Annotated in this window: 3 protein-coding genes; all 3 read left to right on the top strand. The window is 68.7% G+C overall.

Annotated elements, in window-relative coordinates; all coding sequences use genetic code 11:
- Positions 1 to 55: 55 nt before the first annotated feature.
- Entirely contained in the window at positions 56 to 9,295 is a 9,240-nt protein-coding gene (locus ALI144C_RS08400) for a type I polyketide synthase (RefSeq protein WP_076986436.1), read from the top strand.
- Positions 9,295 to 18,543 (top strand): type I polyketide synthase, encoded by a 9,249-nt coding sequence (locus ALI144C_RS08405; RefSeq protein ID WP_076986437.1) that lies wholly within the window; start codon positions 9,295 to 9,297, stop codon positions 18,541 to 18,543. Before ALI144C_RS08400 ends, ALI144C_RS08405 begins: the two co-directional genes overlap by 1 nt.
- 9 nt (positions 18,544 to 18,552) lie before the next feature.
- Positions 18,553 to 19,639, top strand: a 1,087-nt coding sequence (locus ALI144C_RS08410; RefSeq protein ID WP_441297543.1) for a beta-ketoacyl synthase N-terminal-like domain-containing protein, incomplete at its 3' end; no start/stop codon positions are given.

Below are 19,639 nucleotides of genomic sequence, written 5' to 3' on the forward strand. Positions count from 1 at the left end.
CACGAACGCTGCCAAGACCGAGCACCCACAGCCTGAGTACCCCGAGGTGGAACGCGTGAGCGAGGACAAGCTCCGGTACTTCCTGAAGCGCGTCACGGCCGAGCTGCACGAGAGCCGCGAGCGTGTCCGTGAGTTGGAAGCCGTGACCGGCGAACCGATCGCTGTCGTCGGCATGAGCTGCCGCTACCCGGGCGGTGTGCGCACGCCGGAGGAGTTGTGGAACCTGGTCGCCACCGGCACGGACGCCATCGGCGACTTCCCAGCCGACCGAGGCTGGGACCCGGGTGACGCGGCGGTGCACGGCTACGAGAGCCGCGGTGGCTTCCTGCCGGAGGCGGCCGAGTTCGACGCCGGGTTCTTCGGGATCAGCCCGCGTGAAGCGGTGGCGATGGACCCGCAGCAGCGCATGGTGATGGAGATCGCCTGGGAGGCGCTGGAGCGTGCCGGGTTCGACCCAAGGACGCTGCGCGGTTCGCACACCGGGGTCTTCGTCGGCGCGAGTGCCTCCGGCTACGACTGGTACGCGCGGGAGAACGGGCACGGCGAGGGGCACCTCGTGACGGGCAGCGCGATCAGCGTGCTGTCCGGCCGGGTCTCCTACACGCTGGGACTCAACGGACCTGCGGTGACCGTGGACACGGCCTGCTCGTCGTCGCTGGCGGCGGTCCACTTGGCGGCCCGTGCGCTGCGTTCCGGTGAGTGCACGCTGGCGCTCGCCGGTGGTGTGATGGTGATGTCCACCCCGGTGATGTTCGCCGACTTCGCCCGGCAGCAAGGACTCGCGTCCGACGGACGCTGCAAGGCATTCGCGGACGGCGCCGACGGCACGGGCTGGGGCGAAGGCGCGGGAATGGTGCTCCTTGAGCGCCTGTCGGACGCACAGCGCAACGGGCACCGTGTGCTGGCGGTGATCCGTGGCAGTGCGATGAACCAGGACGGCGCGTCGAACGGTCTGACGGCACCGAGCGCTCCCGCGCAGCGGCGCGTCATCCGGGCCGCGCTGGCTGACGCCCGCCTCTCGGCGTCCGATGTGGACGCCGTGGAGGCGCACGGTACGGGTACTGAACTGGGTGACCCGATCGAGGCCGGTGCTCTGCTGGCGACGTACGGCCAGGGCCGCGCCGAGGATCGGCCGCTGTGGCTGGGGTCGCTGAAGTCGAACATCGGGCACGCACAGCAGGCCGCTGGTGTCGCCGGTGTGATCAAGATGGTGCTGGCTTTGCAGCACGGTGTGCTGCCGAAGACGTTGCACGCCGATGAGCCGTCGGCGCATGTGGACTGGACCGCAGGCAACGTGCGGCTGTTGCAGGAGCCCAGGGACTGGCTGCCTGGTGAGCGGTCGCGTCGGGCCGGGGTTTCGGCGTTCGGCGCGAGCGGCACGAACGTGCACGTGATCCTGGAGGAAGCACCGGCACAATCGCAGGACAAGCAGGCATCGGACGACAGCAGGGTGCCGGTCCTGGCGTCCCCGGCTCCGGCCTGGGTGCTCTCCGGCCGCAACCCTGCCGCTCTCGCCGATCAAGCCGGTCGGTTGCGTGAGTACGTGCTGGCCCGGCCGGAACTCGCGCCCGGCGATGTGGCGTGGTCGTTGGCGACGACGCGGTCGGCGTTCGAGCAGCGCGCGGTGGTGCTCGGCGCGGATCGTGTCGAACTGGCGGCGGGTCTCGCCGCGATAGCCACAGGACAGCCCGGACCTGGTGTGGTCACGGGGGAAGCTCGTGCTCTTGGTCGTTCGGTGTTCGTGTTCCCGGGTCAGGGCAGTCAGTGGGTTGGGATGGGTCGTGAGCTGGCTTCGGTTTCGCCGGTGTTCGCGGCGAGGTTGGCGGAGTGTGCGGCGGCTTTGTCGCCGTATGTGGACTGGGATTTGGATGATGTTCTTGCTGGGCGGCATGGGTTTGAGGCTGCGGATGTGGTGCAGCCCGCGTTGTGGGCTGTGATGGTGTCGTTGGCTGCGGTGTGGCAGGCGGCTGGTGTTGAGCCGGATGCTGTGGTGGGTCATTCGCAGGGTGAGATCGCGGCTGCGGCTGTTGCGGGGATCTTGTCGTTGGAGGATGCGGCGAAGGTTGTGGCTCTGCGGAGCAAGACATTGACCGCGTTGGCTGGTCGCGGCGGGATGCTTTCCGTTGCCGAGCCGGTGGGTGGGGTTCGTGAGCGGATTGCTTCGTATGGGGATCGGTTGTCGGTTGCGGCGGTGAACGGTCCGTCAGCGACTGTGGTGTCGGGTGATGCGGATGCGTTGCGGGAGTTGGCGGGTTCGTGTGGTGAGTCGCCTCGGGCGCGGATGATCCCGGTGGATTACGCCTCGCACAGTGCTCATGTGGACGAGTTGCGTGAGGAGATCCTCGAAGTTCTGCAAGGGATTGAGCCGCGCGAGGCACGAATCCCGATGGTGTCGGCGTTGACCGGGGAGTGGTTGTCCGGTCCGGAGATGGATCCGTCCTATTGGTACTCGTCGCTGCGCGAAACGGTCGAATTCGACCGGGCGGTTCGGGTACTCGGTGCCGAGCACAGCGTTTTCGTGGAAGTCTCGCCGCATCCCGTGCTGACTCCGTCGATCGCGGAAAGCCTGGACGAGCCGGTGGTGGTCGGCACGCTGCGCCGGGACGACGGCGGTGTGGACCGCCTGCTGGCGTCGCTCGCGGACGCCTACGTGGGCGGCGCCCCCGTCGACTGGTCGGCGGTACTCGCCGACGGAACAGCCGTTGAACTTCCCACCTACGCCTTCCAGCGTCAGCGGTACTGGCCCGTGGTCCCGGTGCACGCGCCCGCCGCGCCGGGAGTCGAGGACTGGCGCTACCGCATCCGGTGGGAACCGGTCGACGCTACGACAAGTACGCCCGTTCTGCGGGGCACTTGGCTGCTGGTGGGCGAAGGAGTCGTCGCCGACGCGTGCGCACGAGCGCTTGCGGACCGTGGTGCGCAAGTCGTGCGTACCACGGTCGAGAACGTGGGGGAAGCGGCCGGTGTGGCCGGTGTTGTGTCGTTGCTGGCGTTGGCGGAGGGCCGGGACGAGACGTATCCCTGGATCCCACGGGGAACAGCCGCGACGGTCGACCTGGTGCAAGCGCTTGCGCAAGCCGGAATCGCCGCTCCGCTGTGGCTGTTGACCCAGGGCGCTGTGCAGACCGGTTCAGGCGAGGTGACGACCAACCCCGAGCAGACCCAACTGTGGGGCATGGGACGGGTCATCGGCATGGAACTCCCGGACCGCTGGGGCGGCCTGATCGACCTGCCGCCCGTGGTCGACGCCGACACCGCGGCCCGCCTCGTCGCGGTTCTCGCGGATGGCGGGGAAGATCAGGTCGCGTTGCGTGACTCGGGCACGCTCGCGCGCCGCCTTGTCCGTGCCGAGCCGAGGCGAACGGATCGCGGGCCTTGGCGGGCCCGCGGAACCGTGCTGCTGACCGGCGGCACCGGATCGATCGGCGCGTGCGTCGCGAGCTGGTTGTCCGAACGGGACACGAAACGTGTCGTGCTGACGAGTCGTTCCGGCCCGTTCGCGGAGGGAGCGGTGGAGCTCGCGGCCGCCATGGCGACCGCGGGGTCGGCCGTCGACGTCGTGAGCTGTGACACCGGGGTTCGGTCCGAGGTCACCGACCTGGTGGCGTGGATCCAGGAGACCGGGCCCGGACTGTCCACTGTGCTGCACTCCGCCAACACCGGCTACCTCGCGCGGGTGGAGGACACCAGCCGGGAGGGCCTGGCGAAGGCGCTCAGCGCGAAGGCGGCGGGTGCCACCTATCTCGACGAGGCGACCGCCGACCTCGATGTGGACGAGTTCGTGCTGTTCTCGTCGATCTCGGCGACCTGGGGCAGCAACGACCACGGCCCGTACGCGGCGGGCAACTCGTTCCTCGACGGGCTGGCCGAGGACCGCCGCGCCCGCGGCCTGCCGGGGACGTCGATCGCCTGGGGCGTGTGGGATTCCCGGGACTGGGACGCCGTCGACGACCTGATGGACCACAGCCCAGGCCGGGTGACGCCGAAGCGGCTGCGCAGGCAGGGCATGAACTTCCTGGAGACCCGACGCGCGCTGACCGCGCTCGACCAGGTCCTCGCCGACGACGAGACGTTCATCGCGCTCGCCGACGTGACTTGGGAGAAGTTCGCGCCCGTGTTCCGGGCGGCGCGCTCGCGTCCGCTTCTGGACGCGATCCCCGAGGCGCAGGAAGTGGCGGCCTCCCAGGACATGGAGGCGTCGCCGGAGCCTGTGAGCGCGTTGTCCCGTGAACTGGCGGGATTGACGGCCGGGGAACGGCGTCGCGTGACCGTCGAGTTGGTGCGCGCGCACGCGGCGGCAGTCCTCGGCCACGGTTCGGCCACCGACGTGCCGCCCGCACGTGCCTTCCGTGAACTGGGCTTCGATTCGCTGACCGCTGTGGAACTGCGCAACCGGCTGAACGCGGCCGCCGGCATCCGGCTCCCGGCCACGGTGGTGTTCGACCACCCGAACCCCGCCGCCCTGGCCGAGGAGATCCTGTCGTCGCTGTTCGGGGCCGTGACCACACAGGTGTCCACGGCGACGACAGCGGCGGCCCCGGCGGAACCGATCGCGATCGTCGGCATGGCCTGCCGTTACCCCGGCGGCATCCGCACCCCGGAGGAACTCTGGAAACTGCTGGCCGAGCACGGGGACGCGATCGGCGGGTTCCCGGCCGACCGGGGCTGGAACGCCGAAGCGCTGTTCGACCCGGACCCGGACGCCGAGGGCACCACGTACGTCGTGGAAGGCGGATTCCTCACCGGGGTCGCGGAGTTCGACGCCGGGTTCTTCGGGATCAGCCCCCGTGAAGCGGTGGCGATGGACCCGCAGCAACGGTTGTTGCTGGAGACGTCGTGGGAGGCGATCGAACGCGCGGGGATGGATCCTCAGTCCCTGCACGGTTCCGCGACCGGTGTGTTCGTCGGCGCCGCCCGTTCCGCGTATCTCGGCGTCGGACCCGAGACACCCGGGTCTGAGGGCCATCGCATGACCGGAACCGCGATGAGCGTGTTGTCCGGGCGGATCGCCTACGCGCTGGGGTTGACGGGTCCGGCGATGACTGTGGACACGGCGTGTTCGTCGTCGCTTGTCGCGTTGCACCAGGCCGTTCAGGCGCTGCGATCCGGTGAGTGTTCGGTGGCGTTGGCCGGTGGCGTCACGATCATGGCGGACCCGAGCGAGTTCGTCGGGTTCTCGCGTCTTCGTGCGTTGTCGCCGGACGGCCGGTGCAAGGCGTTCGCGGACGGTGCTGACGGCATGGGCATGGGCGAAGGCGTCGGCATCGTCGTACTGGAGCGGTTGTCTGAAGCACAGCGCAACGGTCACAAGGTCCTGGGTGTGGTTCGTGGCAGTGCGATCAACCAGGACGGCGCGTCGAACGGTCTGACAGCACCGAACGGTCCTTCGCAGCAGCGAGTGATCATGTCCGCGTTGGCGAACGCTCAGGTGTCGGCGTCCGATGTGGATGTTGTGGAGGCGCATGGCACAGGCACTGAGTTGGGTGATCCGATTGAGGCTGGTGCGTTGTTGGCGACGTATGGGCAGGGTCGTGATCGGCCGTTGTGGCTTGGCTCGGTGAAGTCGAATATCGGTCACTCGCAGCAGGCTGCTGGTGTGGCTGGTGTGATCAAGATGGTGATGGCACTCCAGAACGGTGTGCTGCCGAGGACGTTGCACGCCGATGAACCGTCGTCGCATGTGGACTGGGCGTCGGGGGATGTTCGGTTGTTGCAGGAGCCGGTCGAGTGGTTGCCGGGTGCGCGTCCGCGCCGCGCTGGGGTTTCGGCGTTCGGGATCAGCGGAACGAACGCGCACGTGATCTTGGAAGAGGCTCCGGTCGCGGCGGAGCCTCCGACCGAGCGCATCGCTGTGCCGGTGTTGTCGCCGCAAGTTCCCGCGTGGGTTGTGTCCGGCCGTGATGCCGACACGCTTGCTGTTCAGGCGGGCCGCCTGCGTGAGTACGTCGTGGCACGGCCCGAGCTTCCGGTGGGTGACGTGGCTTGGTCGTTGGCCACGTCCAGGTCGGCGTTCGAGCAGCGCGCGGTGGTCCTTGGTGCGGACCGTGTCGAGCAGATGGCAGGCCTGGCCGCGGTGGCCACGGGGCAGCCCGCACCGGGCGTGATCACCGGAAGCGTTGTTCCCGGTGGGCTTGGTCGTTCGGTGTTCGTGTTCCCGGGTCAGGGCAGTCAGTGGGTCGGTATGGGTCGTGAGCTGGCTTCGGTTTCGCCGGTGTTCGCGGCGAGGTTGGCTGAGTGTGCTGCGGCTCTTGCTCCTTATGTGGACTGGGATCTGGATGACGTTCTGGCTGGGCGGCATGGATTTGAGGCTGCGGATGTGGTGCAGCCCGCGTTGTGGGCTGTGATGGTGTCCCTCGCTGCTGTCTGGCAGGCGGCCGGTGTTGAGCCGGATGCTGTGGTCGGTCATTCGCAGGGTGAGATCGCAGCCGCGGCAGTTGCCGGGATCTTGTCGTTGGAGGACGCGGCGAAGGTTGTGGCTCTGCGGAGCAAGACACTGACGGCGTTGGCTGGTCGTGGCGGGATGCTGTCGATCGCGGAGTCCGTGAGTGCTGTTCGCGAGCGGATCGAGCCGTTCGGTGCGAGGTTGTCGGTCGCGGCGGTGAACGGTCCGGCGGCGACGGTGGTGTCCGGTGACGCGGAGGCGTTGCGGGAGTTGGCGGAGTCGTATCCGGAGTCGGTGCGCACCCGGATGATCCCGGTGGATTACGCGTCGCACAGCGCGCACGTGGACGAGTTGCGTGACGAGATCGTCGACGTTCTGCAAGGGATCCGGCCGGGTGAAGCCCAGGTGCCGATGGTGTCGGCGTTGACAGGGGAATGGCTGGCGGGTCCGGAGATGGATCCGTCGTACTGGTACGCGTCGCTGCGCGAGACGGTGGAGTTCGACCGGGCGGTCCGGATCCTCGGCGACGCGGGACACGGCGTCTTCGTCGAGGTGTCCCCGCATCCGGTGCTGACGCCGTCGGTCGCGGAAAGCCTGGACGAGCCGGTCGTGGTCGGCACGCTGCGACGCGATGACGGCGACGCGCGGCGTCTCCTGGTGTCGTTCGCCGAGGCCTACGTGCGGGGCGTTGCCGTCGACTGGACAGCCATCCTGGGCAGTGGTTCCACTGTGGACCTCCCAACGTATGCCTTCCGGCGTGACCGGTTCTGGCCCGAACCTGTCGAGCCACCGGCCGAGCCGGTCACCGCAGTCGAAGCAGGCTTCTGGACAGCCGTCGAAAACGGCGACACCACTGCTCTCGCCGAACTGCTCGGTGTGCACCCGGCCGACGAGGCGCTGGGTGCGCTGACCGACTGGCGACGCCGTGAACGCGCGGAGTCGGCGGTCGCCGACTGGCGGTACCGCATCGCGTGGACGGAACTGCCGCACAGCGCCGCCGTGTTGACCGGTACCTGGCTGCTGGTCGGATACGCGCCCGACGTCGCAGGTGCGCTGTCGGACGCCGGGGCGCAGGTGCACATCGTGGACGTCGACGGCATCGACACCACCGACCGGCAGGCGCTGGCCGCCGCGCTGCCCACCGGCATCAAAGACTTGTCGGGCATCGTCTCCGCTCTCGCCCTCGAAGACGAGGCAGCCGCTCCGCTCGACGCGTACCCCGGGGTGCCCCGCGGTCTGGCGGCGACGTTGGCCTTGGTCCAGGTTCTGGCTGGCCGGGATGACGCGCCGCTGTGGGTCCTGACGCGTGGAGCGGTTGCCGCCACGCGCGACGAAACCGCAGGCCAACCCGTCCAAGCCCAGATCTGGGCCATGGGTCGCACCGTGGCCCTGGCGCATCCGACCCTCTGGGGCGGCCTGGTCGACCTGCCGCCACGGCTCGAAGGCGCGGTGGCCGGACGTCTCCCGGCGGTGCTCAGCGGCGGCGAGGGCGAGGACCAGGTGGCGTTGCGCCGGTCCGGCACGTACGGGCGACGGCTGGTCCGTGCCACCCAGCCGAGCACGCGCTCGGTCAACTGGGCTCCACGCGGAACAGTGCTGGTGACCGGTGGGACCGGCGCCATCGGCGAGCACGTCGGACGCTGGCTGGCCACACGCGGTGCACGCCGCGTCGTGCTGACCGGCAGGCGTGGACCGGCCAGCGAAGGCGTGTCCACGCGGGCCGCCGAACTGGCCAACGCGGGCACCAGCGTCGAGGTCGTCGCGTGCGACGTGGCCGAGCGCGCGGACGTCGTCGGCCTGCTGGACCGGATCAACACCACGGGCGGCCCGGCGCTGTCCACAGTGCTGCACACCGCAGGCGTCGGGCAGGGCGGCTCTGTCGGTGACACCACCGTCGCCGATCTGGCTGACGTGTGCGCCGCCAAGGCAGGCGGGGCCCGCTGGCTCGACGAGTTGACGGGTGACCTGGACGACTTCGTGCTGTTCTCCTCCGGTGCGGCCATCTGGGGCGGCAGCGAGCAAACCGGATACGCCGCCGCCAACGGCTACCTCGACGGTCTCGCCGCCGCGCGCCGCGCGGCCGGTCGCCCGGCCACGACCCTCTCGTGGGGCCTGTGGGACGGCGGCGGAATGGGCGGTGGTGACGTCGGCAACCTGCTGAACCGCTACGGGGTCCGCGCCATGGACCCGGCACTCGCCGTACTGGCTCTTGGCCAAGCGCTGGACGCGGGCGAGGACGCCGTCACCGTCGCGGACATCGACTGGTCCGTGTTCGGCCCCACGTTCACCCTGCACCGCCCGAGCCCGCTGCTGGCCGAGCTCCCCCAGGCCGGGACCGGTCCGGCGGCAACAGAATCCGAAGTGGACAGCAGCCTGGCCGGACGGCTCACCGGCCGCCCGCACGCCGAGCAGTTGCGCCAGCTGACCGACATGGTGTGCGACCAGGCCGCGGCCGTGCTCGGCCACACCGGAACCAGCGCCCTGCCGAAGGGCAAGCCGTTCCGCGAACTCGGCTTCGACTCCGTCATGGCCATCGACCTGCGCAACAGGATGACCGCGTCGACCGGGTTGAAACTGCCCGCCACGCTCGTGTTCGACCAACCGACTCCCGTCGAACTGGCCGAGTACCTGCACGGCGAACTCGGCCTCGCAGGCACGCACGAGCCCGCCGACGTTGACTCGGTGCTCGACCAGCTTGACCGGCTGGAGGCCGCGCTCGCGGCCGTGCCCGGTGGCAGCGGCGCCCGCCGGGACGTGACCGCGCGACTGAGGACAGTGCTGTCCCGCTGGCTGGGTGACACCGAGCAACCACAGCAGGACGAAGGCGAGCGGCAGACGCTGGACGGGCGACTGGAGGGCGCCGACGCCAGCGAGGTCCTGGACTTCATCAACAAGGAATTGGGGCTTTCGTGATGACCGGTGAAGCGCAGGCGGGCGGGGACAAGCAGCTGCTCGACACCCTGAAGAAGCTTGCCGCCGACCTGTATCGGACCCGCGAGCGCGTCAAGGAGCTCGAAGCGGGCGAGCGGGAGCCGATCGCGGTCGTCGGCCTCGGCTGCCGGTACGCGGGCGGCATCACCGGCCCGGAGCAGTTCTGGGACCTGCTCACCGCCGGGACCGACGCCATGGGCGGCTTCCCGGCCGACCGCGGCTGGGCGGAATGGGAACGCGCCTACGGGACCTCGGCGGCGCAGACCGGCGAGGCGTACACCCGGCTGGGCGGATTCCTCTACGACGTGGCCGACTTCGACGCCGGGTTCTTCGGGATCAGCCCGCGTGAGGCGTTGGCGATGGACCCCCAGCAGCGTGTGCTGCTGGAAGTGGCGTGGGAAGCGGTCGAGCGGGCGGGCATCGACCCGTCCTCCCTCAAGGGCTCGGACACGGGCGTGTTCGTCGGCGCCAGCAGCACCGCCTACGGCTCAGGCGTGGCCGGGGCCGACCGCAGCAGCGAGGGCTACATGATGACCGGCGGCCTGACCGCCGTCGTCTCCGGTCGTATCTCCTACACCCTGGGACTGACGGGTCCCGCTGTCACAGTCGACACCGCGTGTTCGTCGTCGTTGGTGGCGCTGCACCTCGCCGTTCAGTCGCTGCGTTCGGGTGAGTGCTCCCTGGCGCTGGCCGGTGGCGTCGAGGTCCTGGTCATGCCGGACGCCTTCCTCGAGTTCTCCCAGCAGGGCGGCATGGCCGCGGACGGACGCTGCAAGTCCTTCGCGGCCGAGGCCGACGGAATCGGCTGGGGCGAGGGCGCGGGCATCATCGCGCTCGAACGGCTCTCCGACGCGCGTCGCAACGGACACAAGGTGCTTGGCGTGATCCGGGGCAGCGCGGTCAACCAGGACGGCGCGTCCAACGGCCTGACTGCCCCGAACGGCCCGTCCCAGCGCCGCGTGATCCAGACGGCACTGTCCGACGCGGGTCTGAAAGCGTCCGATGTGGACGCTGTGGAGGCGCACGGCACCGGTACGACCCTCGGTGACCCCATCGAGGCACAGGCGCTGCTGGCGACCTACGGGCAAGCCGAGGAGCGCGCCGCCGACCACCCGCTGTGGCTGGGCTCGGTGAAGTCGAACATCGGGCACTCCGGCTGCGCGAGCGGTGTGGCCGGTGTGATCAAGATGGTGCTGGCGCTGCAACACGGGGTGTTGCCGAAGACACTGCACGCCGAGCACCCGTCGCCGCACGTGGACTGGGCGTCGGGGAACGTGCGCCTGCTGCGGGAAGCGGTCGACTGGCAGCAGGGAGACCGGCCACGTCGTGCCGGTGTCTCGGCGTTCGGTGTCAGCGGGACGAACGCGCACGTGATCCTGGAGGAAGCCCCGGCGGGTACGGACCGCCCGGAACAGGTGGTGGACGGCGCTCCGCGCGTGCTGGCGAGCAGCGATCTGCCGGTGTGGGTGGTGTCCGGCAGCAGCGCTGCGGCACTGGCCGGTCAGGCGGACAAGGTGCGTGAGCACCTGCTGACTCGGCCCGAGTTGCCAGTGGGTGACGTGGCCTGGTCGTTGGCCACGACACGAGCTGCCTTGGAACACCGCGCGGTGGTGCTCGGTGCGGACCACGTGGCCGGTCTCGCGGCGGTGGCCACGGGTCAGCCCGCGCCTGGTGTCGTGACCGGCTCCGTTGCTCCCGGTGGGCTTGGCCGTTCGGTGTTCGTGTTCCCGGGTCAGGGCAGTCAGTGGGTCGGTATGGGTCGTGAGCTGGCTTCGGCTTCGCCGGTGTTCGAGGCTCGACTTGCTGAGTGTGCGGCGGCTCTTGCTCCCTATGTCGACTGGGAGCTGGATGACGTTCTTGCTGGGCGGCACGGGTTCGAGGCTGCGGATGTGGTGCAGCCCGCGTTGTGGGCGGTGATGGTGTCGCTCGCCGCCGTCTGGCAGGCCGCTGGTGTCGAGCCTGATGCTGTGGTGGGTCATTCGCAGGGTGAGATCGCGGCTGCGGCTGTTGCGGGGATTTTGTCGTTGGAAGACGCGGCCAAGGTTGTCGCCCTGCGGAGCAAGACCCTGACTGCACTGGCTGGTCGTGGCGGGATGCTGTCGATCGCCGAGTCTGTTGACGGGGTTCGAAAGAGGATCACCGCATACGGCGACCGGTTGTCGATCGCGGCGGTGAACGGTCCTGCATCGACAGTGGTGTCCGGCGATGCGGACGCGTTGCGGGAGTTGGCTGACTCTTGTGGTGAGTCCCCCAGGGCCCGGATGATCCCGGTGGACTACGCCTCCCACAGCGTGCATGTCGATGAGTTGCGTGACGAGATCCTTGACGTGCTGCAGGGGATTGAGCCGCGTGCGGCTCGCATTCCGATGGTGTCGGCGCTGACCGGGGAATGGTTGGCCGGTCCGGAGATGGATTCGGCGTACTGGTACTCGTCGCTGCGCGAAACGGTCGAGTTCGAGCGGGCGGTGAGGATCCTGGCCGAGGCCGGGCACGGCGTGTTCGTGGAAGTCTCGCCGCACGCGGTGCTCACCGGCGCGGTTGGCGACGCCGTCGACGGCGTCGAGGACTCGGTGGTTGTCGGCACGCTGAGGCGGGACGACGGTGGTGCCCGGCGCCTGCTTGCTTCGCTGGCCGAGGCGTACGTGCGGGGTGTCCCTGTCGACTGGAAGGGCATCTTGGGCGGCGGTACGACCGTCGACCTGCCCACCTACGCCTTCCAGCGGCGCCGTTACTGGCTCGGCGCGGTGGCACCGGTGCAGGCCGCCGCCACGTCGGTGGACGACTGGCGGTACCGGATCACCTGGCAGCCAGCCGGTGAGACCGCCGCCGCCCTGTCCGGGACCTGGCTGGTGGTCGGCGAAGGATCCGAAACCGTTGCGAACGCCCTGATCGATCGTGGTGCACAGGTGGTCACGGCCGCCGGTCCCGAGGACATCGACACGACAGCGGAGTTCGCTGGTGTCGTGTCGATGCTGGCCCTGGACGAGGAGCCGCTGGCCGACCACCCGTGGGTGCCGAGTGGTCTGGCCGGGACAGTCGACCTGGTCAGCGTGCTTGTCCGCGCCGGGGTCACCGCTCCGCTGTGGGTACTGACCCGTGGTGCGATGCAGGTCAGCGCGGACGAGGTGACCACGAGTCCCGTGCAGGCCCAGGTGTGGGGCCTTGGCCGGGCTGTCGGTCTGGAGCACCCGGATCGCTGGGGTGGATTGGTGGACCTGCCGCCGGTGTGGGACGCCGAGGTCGGTGCCCGGGTGGCCGGGATCCTCGCGGACGGCCGGGAGGACCAGGTCGCGGTGCGGTCGTCGGGTGTGTTCCTGCGGCGGCTCGTGCACGCTGAAGCACGCCGGGCGGAAGCGAAGCCGTGGCGCCCCAAGGGCACTGTCCTGCTCACCGGGGGAACGGGTTCGATCGGTGCCTGCGTCGGTCCGTGGCTCGCCGAGCACGGGGCGCCGCGTGTTGTGTTGACGTCACGGTCCGGCCCGTCCGCGCCGGGGGTGGCGGAACTCGCCTCGGCTGTGGCCGACGGCGGCACCGCCGTCGAGATCGTCAGCTGTGACTTGGCCGTCCGGGACGAGGTGACGCACCTGGTCGAGTGGATCGAGGCGTCCGGGCCCGGACTGTCCACCGTGCTGCATTCGGCGAACGCCCCGTACCTGGCCCGCGTGGAGGACACGAGCCAGGACGGCTTGGCGACGGCGCTCGGCGCGAAGGCCGCCGGAGCCGTGTACCTTGACCAGGCGACCGCCGGTCTCGACGTGGACGAGTTCGTGCTGTTCTCGTCGATCTCGGCGACGTGGGGCAGCAACGACCACGGCGCCTACGCGGCGGGCAACTCGTTCCTGGACGCGTTGGCCGAGGATCGCCGGGCGCGTGGCCTGCCGGGGACGTCGATCGCCTGGGGCGTCTGGAACACGCGTGACTGGGACGCCGTGGACGCGGTGATGGATCAGGCACCCGGTCGCGTCACGCCGAACCGCCTCCTGCGGCAGGGGATGAACTTCCTGGACACCGACCGGGCACTGAAGGCGCTCGGCGAGGTCCTGGCCGATGACGAGACGTTCATCGCGTTGGCGGACGTGGAGTGGGAGAAGTTCGCCCCGGTGTTCCGTGCCGCGCGGCCGCGTCCGTTGTTGGAGACGATCCCGGAAGCCCACGAGGAGACCGAGGTCGCGGACGAGCGCGGGGAGTTCGCTTCCCGGTTGGCGGGCTTGTCGGTGGCTGAGCGGCGGCGGACGGTTGTGGAGTTGGTGCGTTCGCAGGCGGCTGCGGTTCTTGGTCATGATTCGGCTGAGGAGATCGTGGCGACGAGGGCGTTTCGTGAGTTGGGTTTCGATTCGTTGACGGCTGTGGAGTTGCGTAACCGGTTGAACACCGCTGTCGGTATCCGGTTGCCCGCGACGGTGATTTTCGATCATCCGAGTGCGTCGGCGTTGGCTGACGAGATCCTTTCCGAGCTGTTCGGGAATGCCTCGGATGACAGTGCGCCGGTGGTGGTCCACGCGGTGTCGACTGAGCCGATCGCGATTGTCGGTCTGGCGTGTCGCTATCCCGGTGGTGTGCGTACTCCTGAGGAGTTGTGGGAGCTTCTGGTTTCCGGCGGGGACGCGATCAGCGGATTCCCAACCGACCGCGGCTGGAATGCCGACGCCTTGTTCGACCCGGACCCGGACGCTGAAGGTTCGACTTACGTGGTGCAGGGCGGCTTCCTGGCCGGAGCCGCGGACTTCGACGCCGGGTTCTTCGGAATCAGCCCGCGTGAAGCGATGGCGATGGACCCGCAACAACGGCTGCTCCTCGAAACCTCTTGGGAAGCCATTGAACGCGCCGGGATCGACCCGAAATCACTGCGCGGCTCGGCCGCCGGTGTGTTCGTCGGCGCCGCGTCCTCCGGCTACATCGGCGCTGCGGCAGGGGAAGAGGGAACGCAGGCGCACCTGATCACAGGTAACGCGTTGAGTGTGTTGTCCGGGCGGATCGCCTATACACTGGGGTTGACGGGTCCGGCTGTCACAGTGGACACTGCCTGCTCGTCTTCGTTGGTGGCGTTGCACCAGGCAGTTCAAGCGTTGCGGTCGGGGGAATGCACGGTCGCGCTTGCCGGTGGAGTGACGGTGATGGCGGATCCGGGGGAGTTCGTGGGGTTCTCACGCCTGCGGGCGTTGGCTTCTGACGGTCGGTGCAAGGCGTTCGGTGACGGCGCGGACGGCATGGGCATGGCCGAAGGTGCGGGCATGCTGATGCTGGAGCGCCTGTCGGACGCGCACCGCAACGGGCACAAGGTGTTGGGCGTGGTGCGAGGTATCGCGGTCAACCAGGACGGCGCGTCGAACGGCTTGTCCGCGCCGAATGGTCCGGCGCAGCGTCGGGTGATTCGGGCTGCGTTGGCGAGTGCGCAGTTGTCGACGTCTGATGTGGACGTTGTTGAGGCGCACGGCACAGGCACTGAACTGGGCGATCCGATCGAGGCCGGTGCGTTGTTGGCCACGTACGGCCAGGATCGCGATCGGCCGTTGTGGTTGGGTTCGATCAAGTCGAACATCGGTCATTCCCAGCAGGCTGCCGGTGTCGCCGGTGTGATCAAGATGGTGATGGCACTCCAGAAGGGTGTGCTGCCGAGGACGTTGCACGCCGACGAGCCATCGTCGCATGTGGATTGGTCCTCGGGGGACGTTCGGTTGTTGCAGGAGCCAGTCGAATGGCTGGCTGGTGGGCGTCCGCGCAGGGCTGGGGTTTCGGCGTTCGGGATCAGCGGCACGAACGCACACGTGATCGTGGAGGAAGCACCGGCCGAGCCTGCGGACCCGACTCACGAGGAGAGCGACGCGCCGGTGCTTGAAGGTGCGATGCCGGTGTGGGCGATCTCCGGTCGTAGCGCTGCGGCTCTCGTCGATCAGGCGGGCCGGTTGCGTGAGCACGTCCTGGCCCGGCCGGAGTTCACGGCCGGTGACGTGGCGTGGTCGTTGGCCACGACTCGTGCCGCCTTGGAACATCGTGCGGTGGTGGCGGGTGAGGACCGGATGGAGCTCGCGGCGGGCCTCGCCGCGGTTGCCACGGGCCAGCCAGCGCCTGGCGTGATCGTCGGCGAGGTCGCTCCGGGCGGCGTCGGCCGTTCGGTGTTTGTCTTCCCGGGGCAGGGCAGTCAGTGGGTCGGCATGGGTCGTGAGCTCGCCGAGGCTTCGCCGGTGTTCAAGGCGAAGTTGGCGGAGTGTGCGGCGGCTCTTGCTCCGCATGTCGAGTGGGAACTGGACGACGTTCTGGCCGGACGGCACGGTTTCGAGGCCGCGAATGTGGTCCAGCCCGCGTTGTGGGCTGTGATGGTCTCGTTGGCTGCGGTGTGGCAGGCGGCTGGTGTTGAGCCGGATGCTGTGGTCGGGCACTCGCAGGGCGAGATCGCGGCCGCGGCTGTCGCAGGGATCTTGTCACTGGAAGACGCGGCCAAGGTCGTTGCTTTGCGGAGCAGGACGTTGAAGGCGTTGGCTGGCCGTGGTGGGATGTTGTCGATCGCCGAGTCGGTTGACGGGGTTCGTGAGCGGATCGCTTCGTACAACGGACGGCTGTCGATCGCGGCCGTGAACGGGCAAGCGTCGACCGTTGTTTCCGGTGACGCGGACGCACTGCGGGAACTGGCTGACTCGTGTGGTGACTCACCGCGAGCGCGGATGATCCCAGTGGACTACGCCTCCCACAGCGCTCACGTCGACGAGTTGCGTGCGGAAATCCTGACGGCCCTGCAAGGAATCCAGCCGCGTGAAGCGCAGGTGCCGATGGTGTCGGCGTTGACCGGGGAGTGGCTGGCAGGTCCGGAGATGGATCCGTCGTACTGGTACGCGTCGCTGCGTGAAACGGTCGAGTTCGACCGGGCTGTGCGGATCCTGGCTGAGACCGGACATGGCGTGTTCGTGGAAACCTCTCCGCATCCTGTGTTGACGGGTGCGATCGAGGGTGCGGTTGTGGTGGGGACGTTGCGGCGTGAGGACGGTGGTGCTGAGCGGTTGCTTGCTTCGTTCGCTGAGGCGTACGTGCGTGGTCTGCCTGTCGACTGGCCCGCTGTCTTGGGTCGTGGCTCGACCGTGGACCTGCCGACCTACGCTTTCCAACACCGGCACTACTGGCCGGAAACCGCCGGAACGTGGTCCTCGGGTGCCGTCGACACCGAGTTCTGGGCTGCTGTCGAAGGCGGCGACGTCCGTGGTCTCGCCGCGACCCTGAACGTGGACGATGGCCAGTTGGGCGAGGTGTTGCCCGCACTGGCGGACTACCGGCGGCGCAGCCAAGCGGGTGCTTCGGTCGCCGACTGGCGCTATCGGGTTTCGTGGGTTCCGGTGCGCGAATCCGATGCGACCCTCACCGGTACCTGGCTGGTGGTCGGCGACGGCGCCGACACCGATGTGGTTGCCGGGACGTTGGACTCACATGGGGCCGTAGCGACTCTCACAACCCTGGGCCGTCTGCACGAGGCCGTAGCGAGGTCGTGGGACCTACGCGGGGTGGTCTCGCTGCTGGCCTTGGATAATTCGTCCACTGTGGATCCTCCTTGGGTGTCGCGCGGTGGTGCCGACACCCTCGCCCTGATCCAGGCGTTGGGACGGCTGGGAGTTACCGCTCCGCTGTGGGTGTTGACGCGTGGCGCTGTGCGGACCGATGGTGCGTCGGCGGTGAACCCCGTACAGGCCCAGATGTGGGGCTTGGGTGTGGTGGCTGGCCTTGAGCTTGCCGACCGGTGGGGCGGTCTGATCGACCTGCCGCCAGTGGTGGACGCGCAGGCTGGTGATCGTCTGGTGTCGGTGTTGGCGGATGCGGCCGAGGATCAGGTTGCGGTGCGTTCGGGTGGTGTGGTGGCTCGGCGGTTGGTGCGTGCTGGTCGTCCGGTGGTTCAGGAGGCATGGCGGCCCCGCGGTTCGGTGTTGGTGACGGGGGGTACGAGTGGTGTTGGTGCGATCACGGCGCGTTGGGTTGCTGGTCGTGGTGCGTCTCGTGTGGTGTTGACCAGTCGGTCTGGTCCGGTTGCCGGGGGTGTTGCCGAGCTTGCGGGTTCGATCGCGGCCGGTGGTACAGCTGTGGACGTGGTGGCGTGTGACGTCGCCAATCGTGCTTCGGTCGCGGCTCTGATGGAGCGTCTCGACGGGTCCGGACCAGCGCTGTCGTCCGTGGTGCACTCGGCGGGCGTAGGCGGAAACACCCCGGTGGCGGACCTGGAGACCGCGGAACTGTCGAGGTTGTTGTCGGCGAAGGCCGGTGGTGCGGCGGTTCTGGACGAGTTGACTGCGGATCGTGAGTTGGACGCGTTCGTGTTGTTCTCCTCGGGTGCTGGTGTTTGGGGCAGCGGCGGCCTGAGTGGCTACGCGGCGGCAAACGCTTACCTGGACGCGTTGTGCGACAGCCGCCGCAGTAGGGGTCTTGTGGCTTCTTCGGTGGCGTGGGGCCTGTGGGCTGGCGTGGGGATGGCCGCGGGTACCGGTGGTGAGCGGTTGCGTGAGTTCGGGATGGAGGGCATCGACGAGCAGCGTGGGATGTTGGCGTTGGGTCAGGTGCTCGATGCCGATGAGGGTGCGATGGTGGTGGCTGGGTTTGACTGGCCGCAGTTCATTCCGACGTACACGTTGCACCGGCCGAGTCCACTGCTGTCGGACTTGCCTGAGGTGCGCGCGACCCTGACGGTCGAAACCGTCGGCACAGGTACTGGCGAGTGGGCCGATCGGTTGTCCGGCATGCCGGTCGCGGAACAGCAGCAGGTGCTGACAGACCTGGTGCGCGGTCACGCCGCCGCGGTACTCCGGTACGAGTCTGCCGAGGATGTGTTGCCGCAGCGCGCGTTCAAGGATCTGGGCTTCGACTCGGCCGGCGCGGTGGATCTGTGCAACCGCCTGTCCGAGGTGGTGGGCGTTCGGTTGGCGTCCACGATGGTGTTCGACTACCCGAACGCCACCGCCCTCGCGGAACACATCCGGGGCGAAGTGGTCGGCGCCGACTCGGCGGACACCGGAGACCCGGTGCTGGCCACACTGGAGCGGTTGGCGGGCGAGCTGGAGTCCGTCGAAGGCGGAGCGGACACGCGCCAGGACATCACCGAACGCATGCAGACCATGCTGTCCCGGTGGCTGCGCCGCAGCGGACCCGCGCAGGAGAACGACGGCACCGCCACAGGTCGGCAGGCGGTGGCCGGGCAGCTCGACGAGGCCTCAGCCGACGAGGTCCTGGACTTCATCAACAAGGAACTGGGGGCGTCGTGATGATCATTGGTGCTCGGATCACCGCGGCGTCGAGGAGGACCCACCATGGCCGATGAGAAGCAGCTGCTCGACGCCTTGAAGAAGTTGGCAGCCGACCACTACGAGGCCCGTGAGCGGGTCAGGGAACTCGAGTCCGGTGCCCGCGAGCCGATCGCGATCGTCGGGATGGGCTGTCGTTTCCCCGGCGGGGTGACCGGGCCCGAGCAGTTCTGGGACCTGCTGGTCGCCGAGACCGACGCGATGGGCGGCTTCCCGACGGATCGCGGCTGGGAGGTGTTCGAAGAGGAGTTCGGCCAGCGTCAGGCCTACCGGCGCCAGGGCGGGTTCCTGTACGACGTGGCTGATTTCGATGCGGGGTTCTTCGGGATCAGTCCGCGTGAGGCGTTGGCGATGGATCCGCAGCAGCGGTTGTTGCTGGAGACGTCGTGGGAGGCGATCGAGCGGGCCGGGATCGACCCGAAGTCGTTGCACGGATCGACGACGGGCGTGTTCGTGGGGGCGAGTCACGCCGGTTACGACGCCAGCCTGCCGGTCGATGACCGCAGCCTGGACGGGTATCGCCTGATCGGCACGGTGTCGGCGGTCGCGTCCGGTCGGATCTCGTATTGCCTGGGACTGACTGGCCCTGCCGTGACGGTCGACACCGCGTGTTCGTCGTCGTTGGTGGCGTTGCATCAGGCGATGTTGGCGTTGCGGTCGAGCGAGTGTTCGATGGCGCTTGCTGGTGGTGTGGCGGTAATGGTGTCACCTGGTGCGTTCATGGAGTTCGCGCAGCAGGGTGGTATGGCGTCCAGTGGGCGGTGCAAGGCGTTCTCTGATGAGGCCGATGGGATCGGTTGGGGCGAGGGCGCGGGCATGGTGCTTCTTGAGCGTTTGTCGGACGCTCAGCGCAATGGTCATCAGGTGTTGGCGGTGATTCGGGGTAGTGCGGCAAACCAGGATGGTGCTTCGAATGGGCTTGCGGCGCCGAATGGGCCGTCGCAGCGGCGGGTGATTAGGGCTGCGTTGGCGAATGCGCAGTTGTCGCCGTCTGATGTGGACGCGGTGGAGGCGCACGGCACTGGTACCACGCTGGGTGACCCGATCGAGGCTGGCG

The organism is Actinosynnema sp. ALI-1.44 (assembly GCF_001984155.1).
Taxonomy (GTDB): Bacteria; Actinomycetota; Actinomycetes; order Mycobacteriales; family Pseudonocardiaceae; genus Kibdelosporangium.

Excerpts from the sequence above, each read along its gene's own strand:
- ALI144C_RS08405 (WP_076986437.1), top strand. The coding sequence starts at position 9,295 with ATGACCGGTGAAGCGCAGGCGGGCGGGGACAAGCAGCTGCTCGACACC.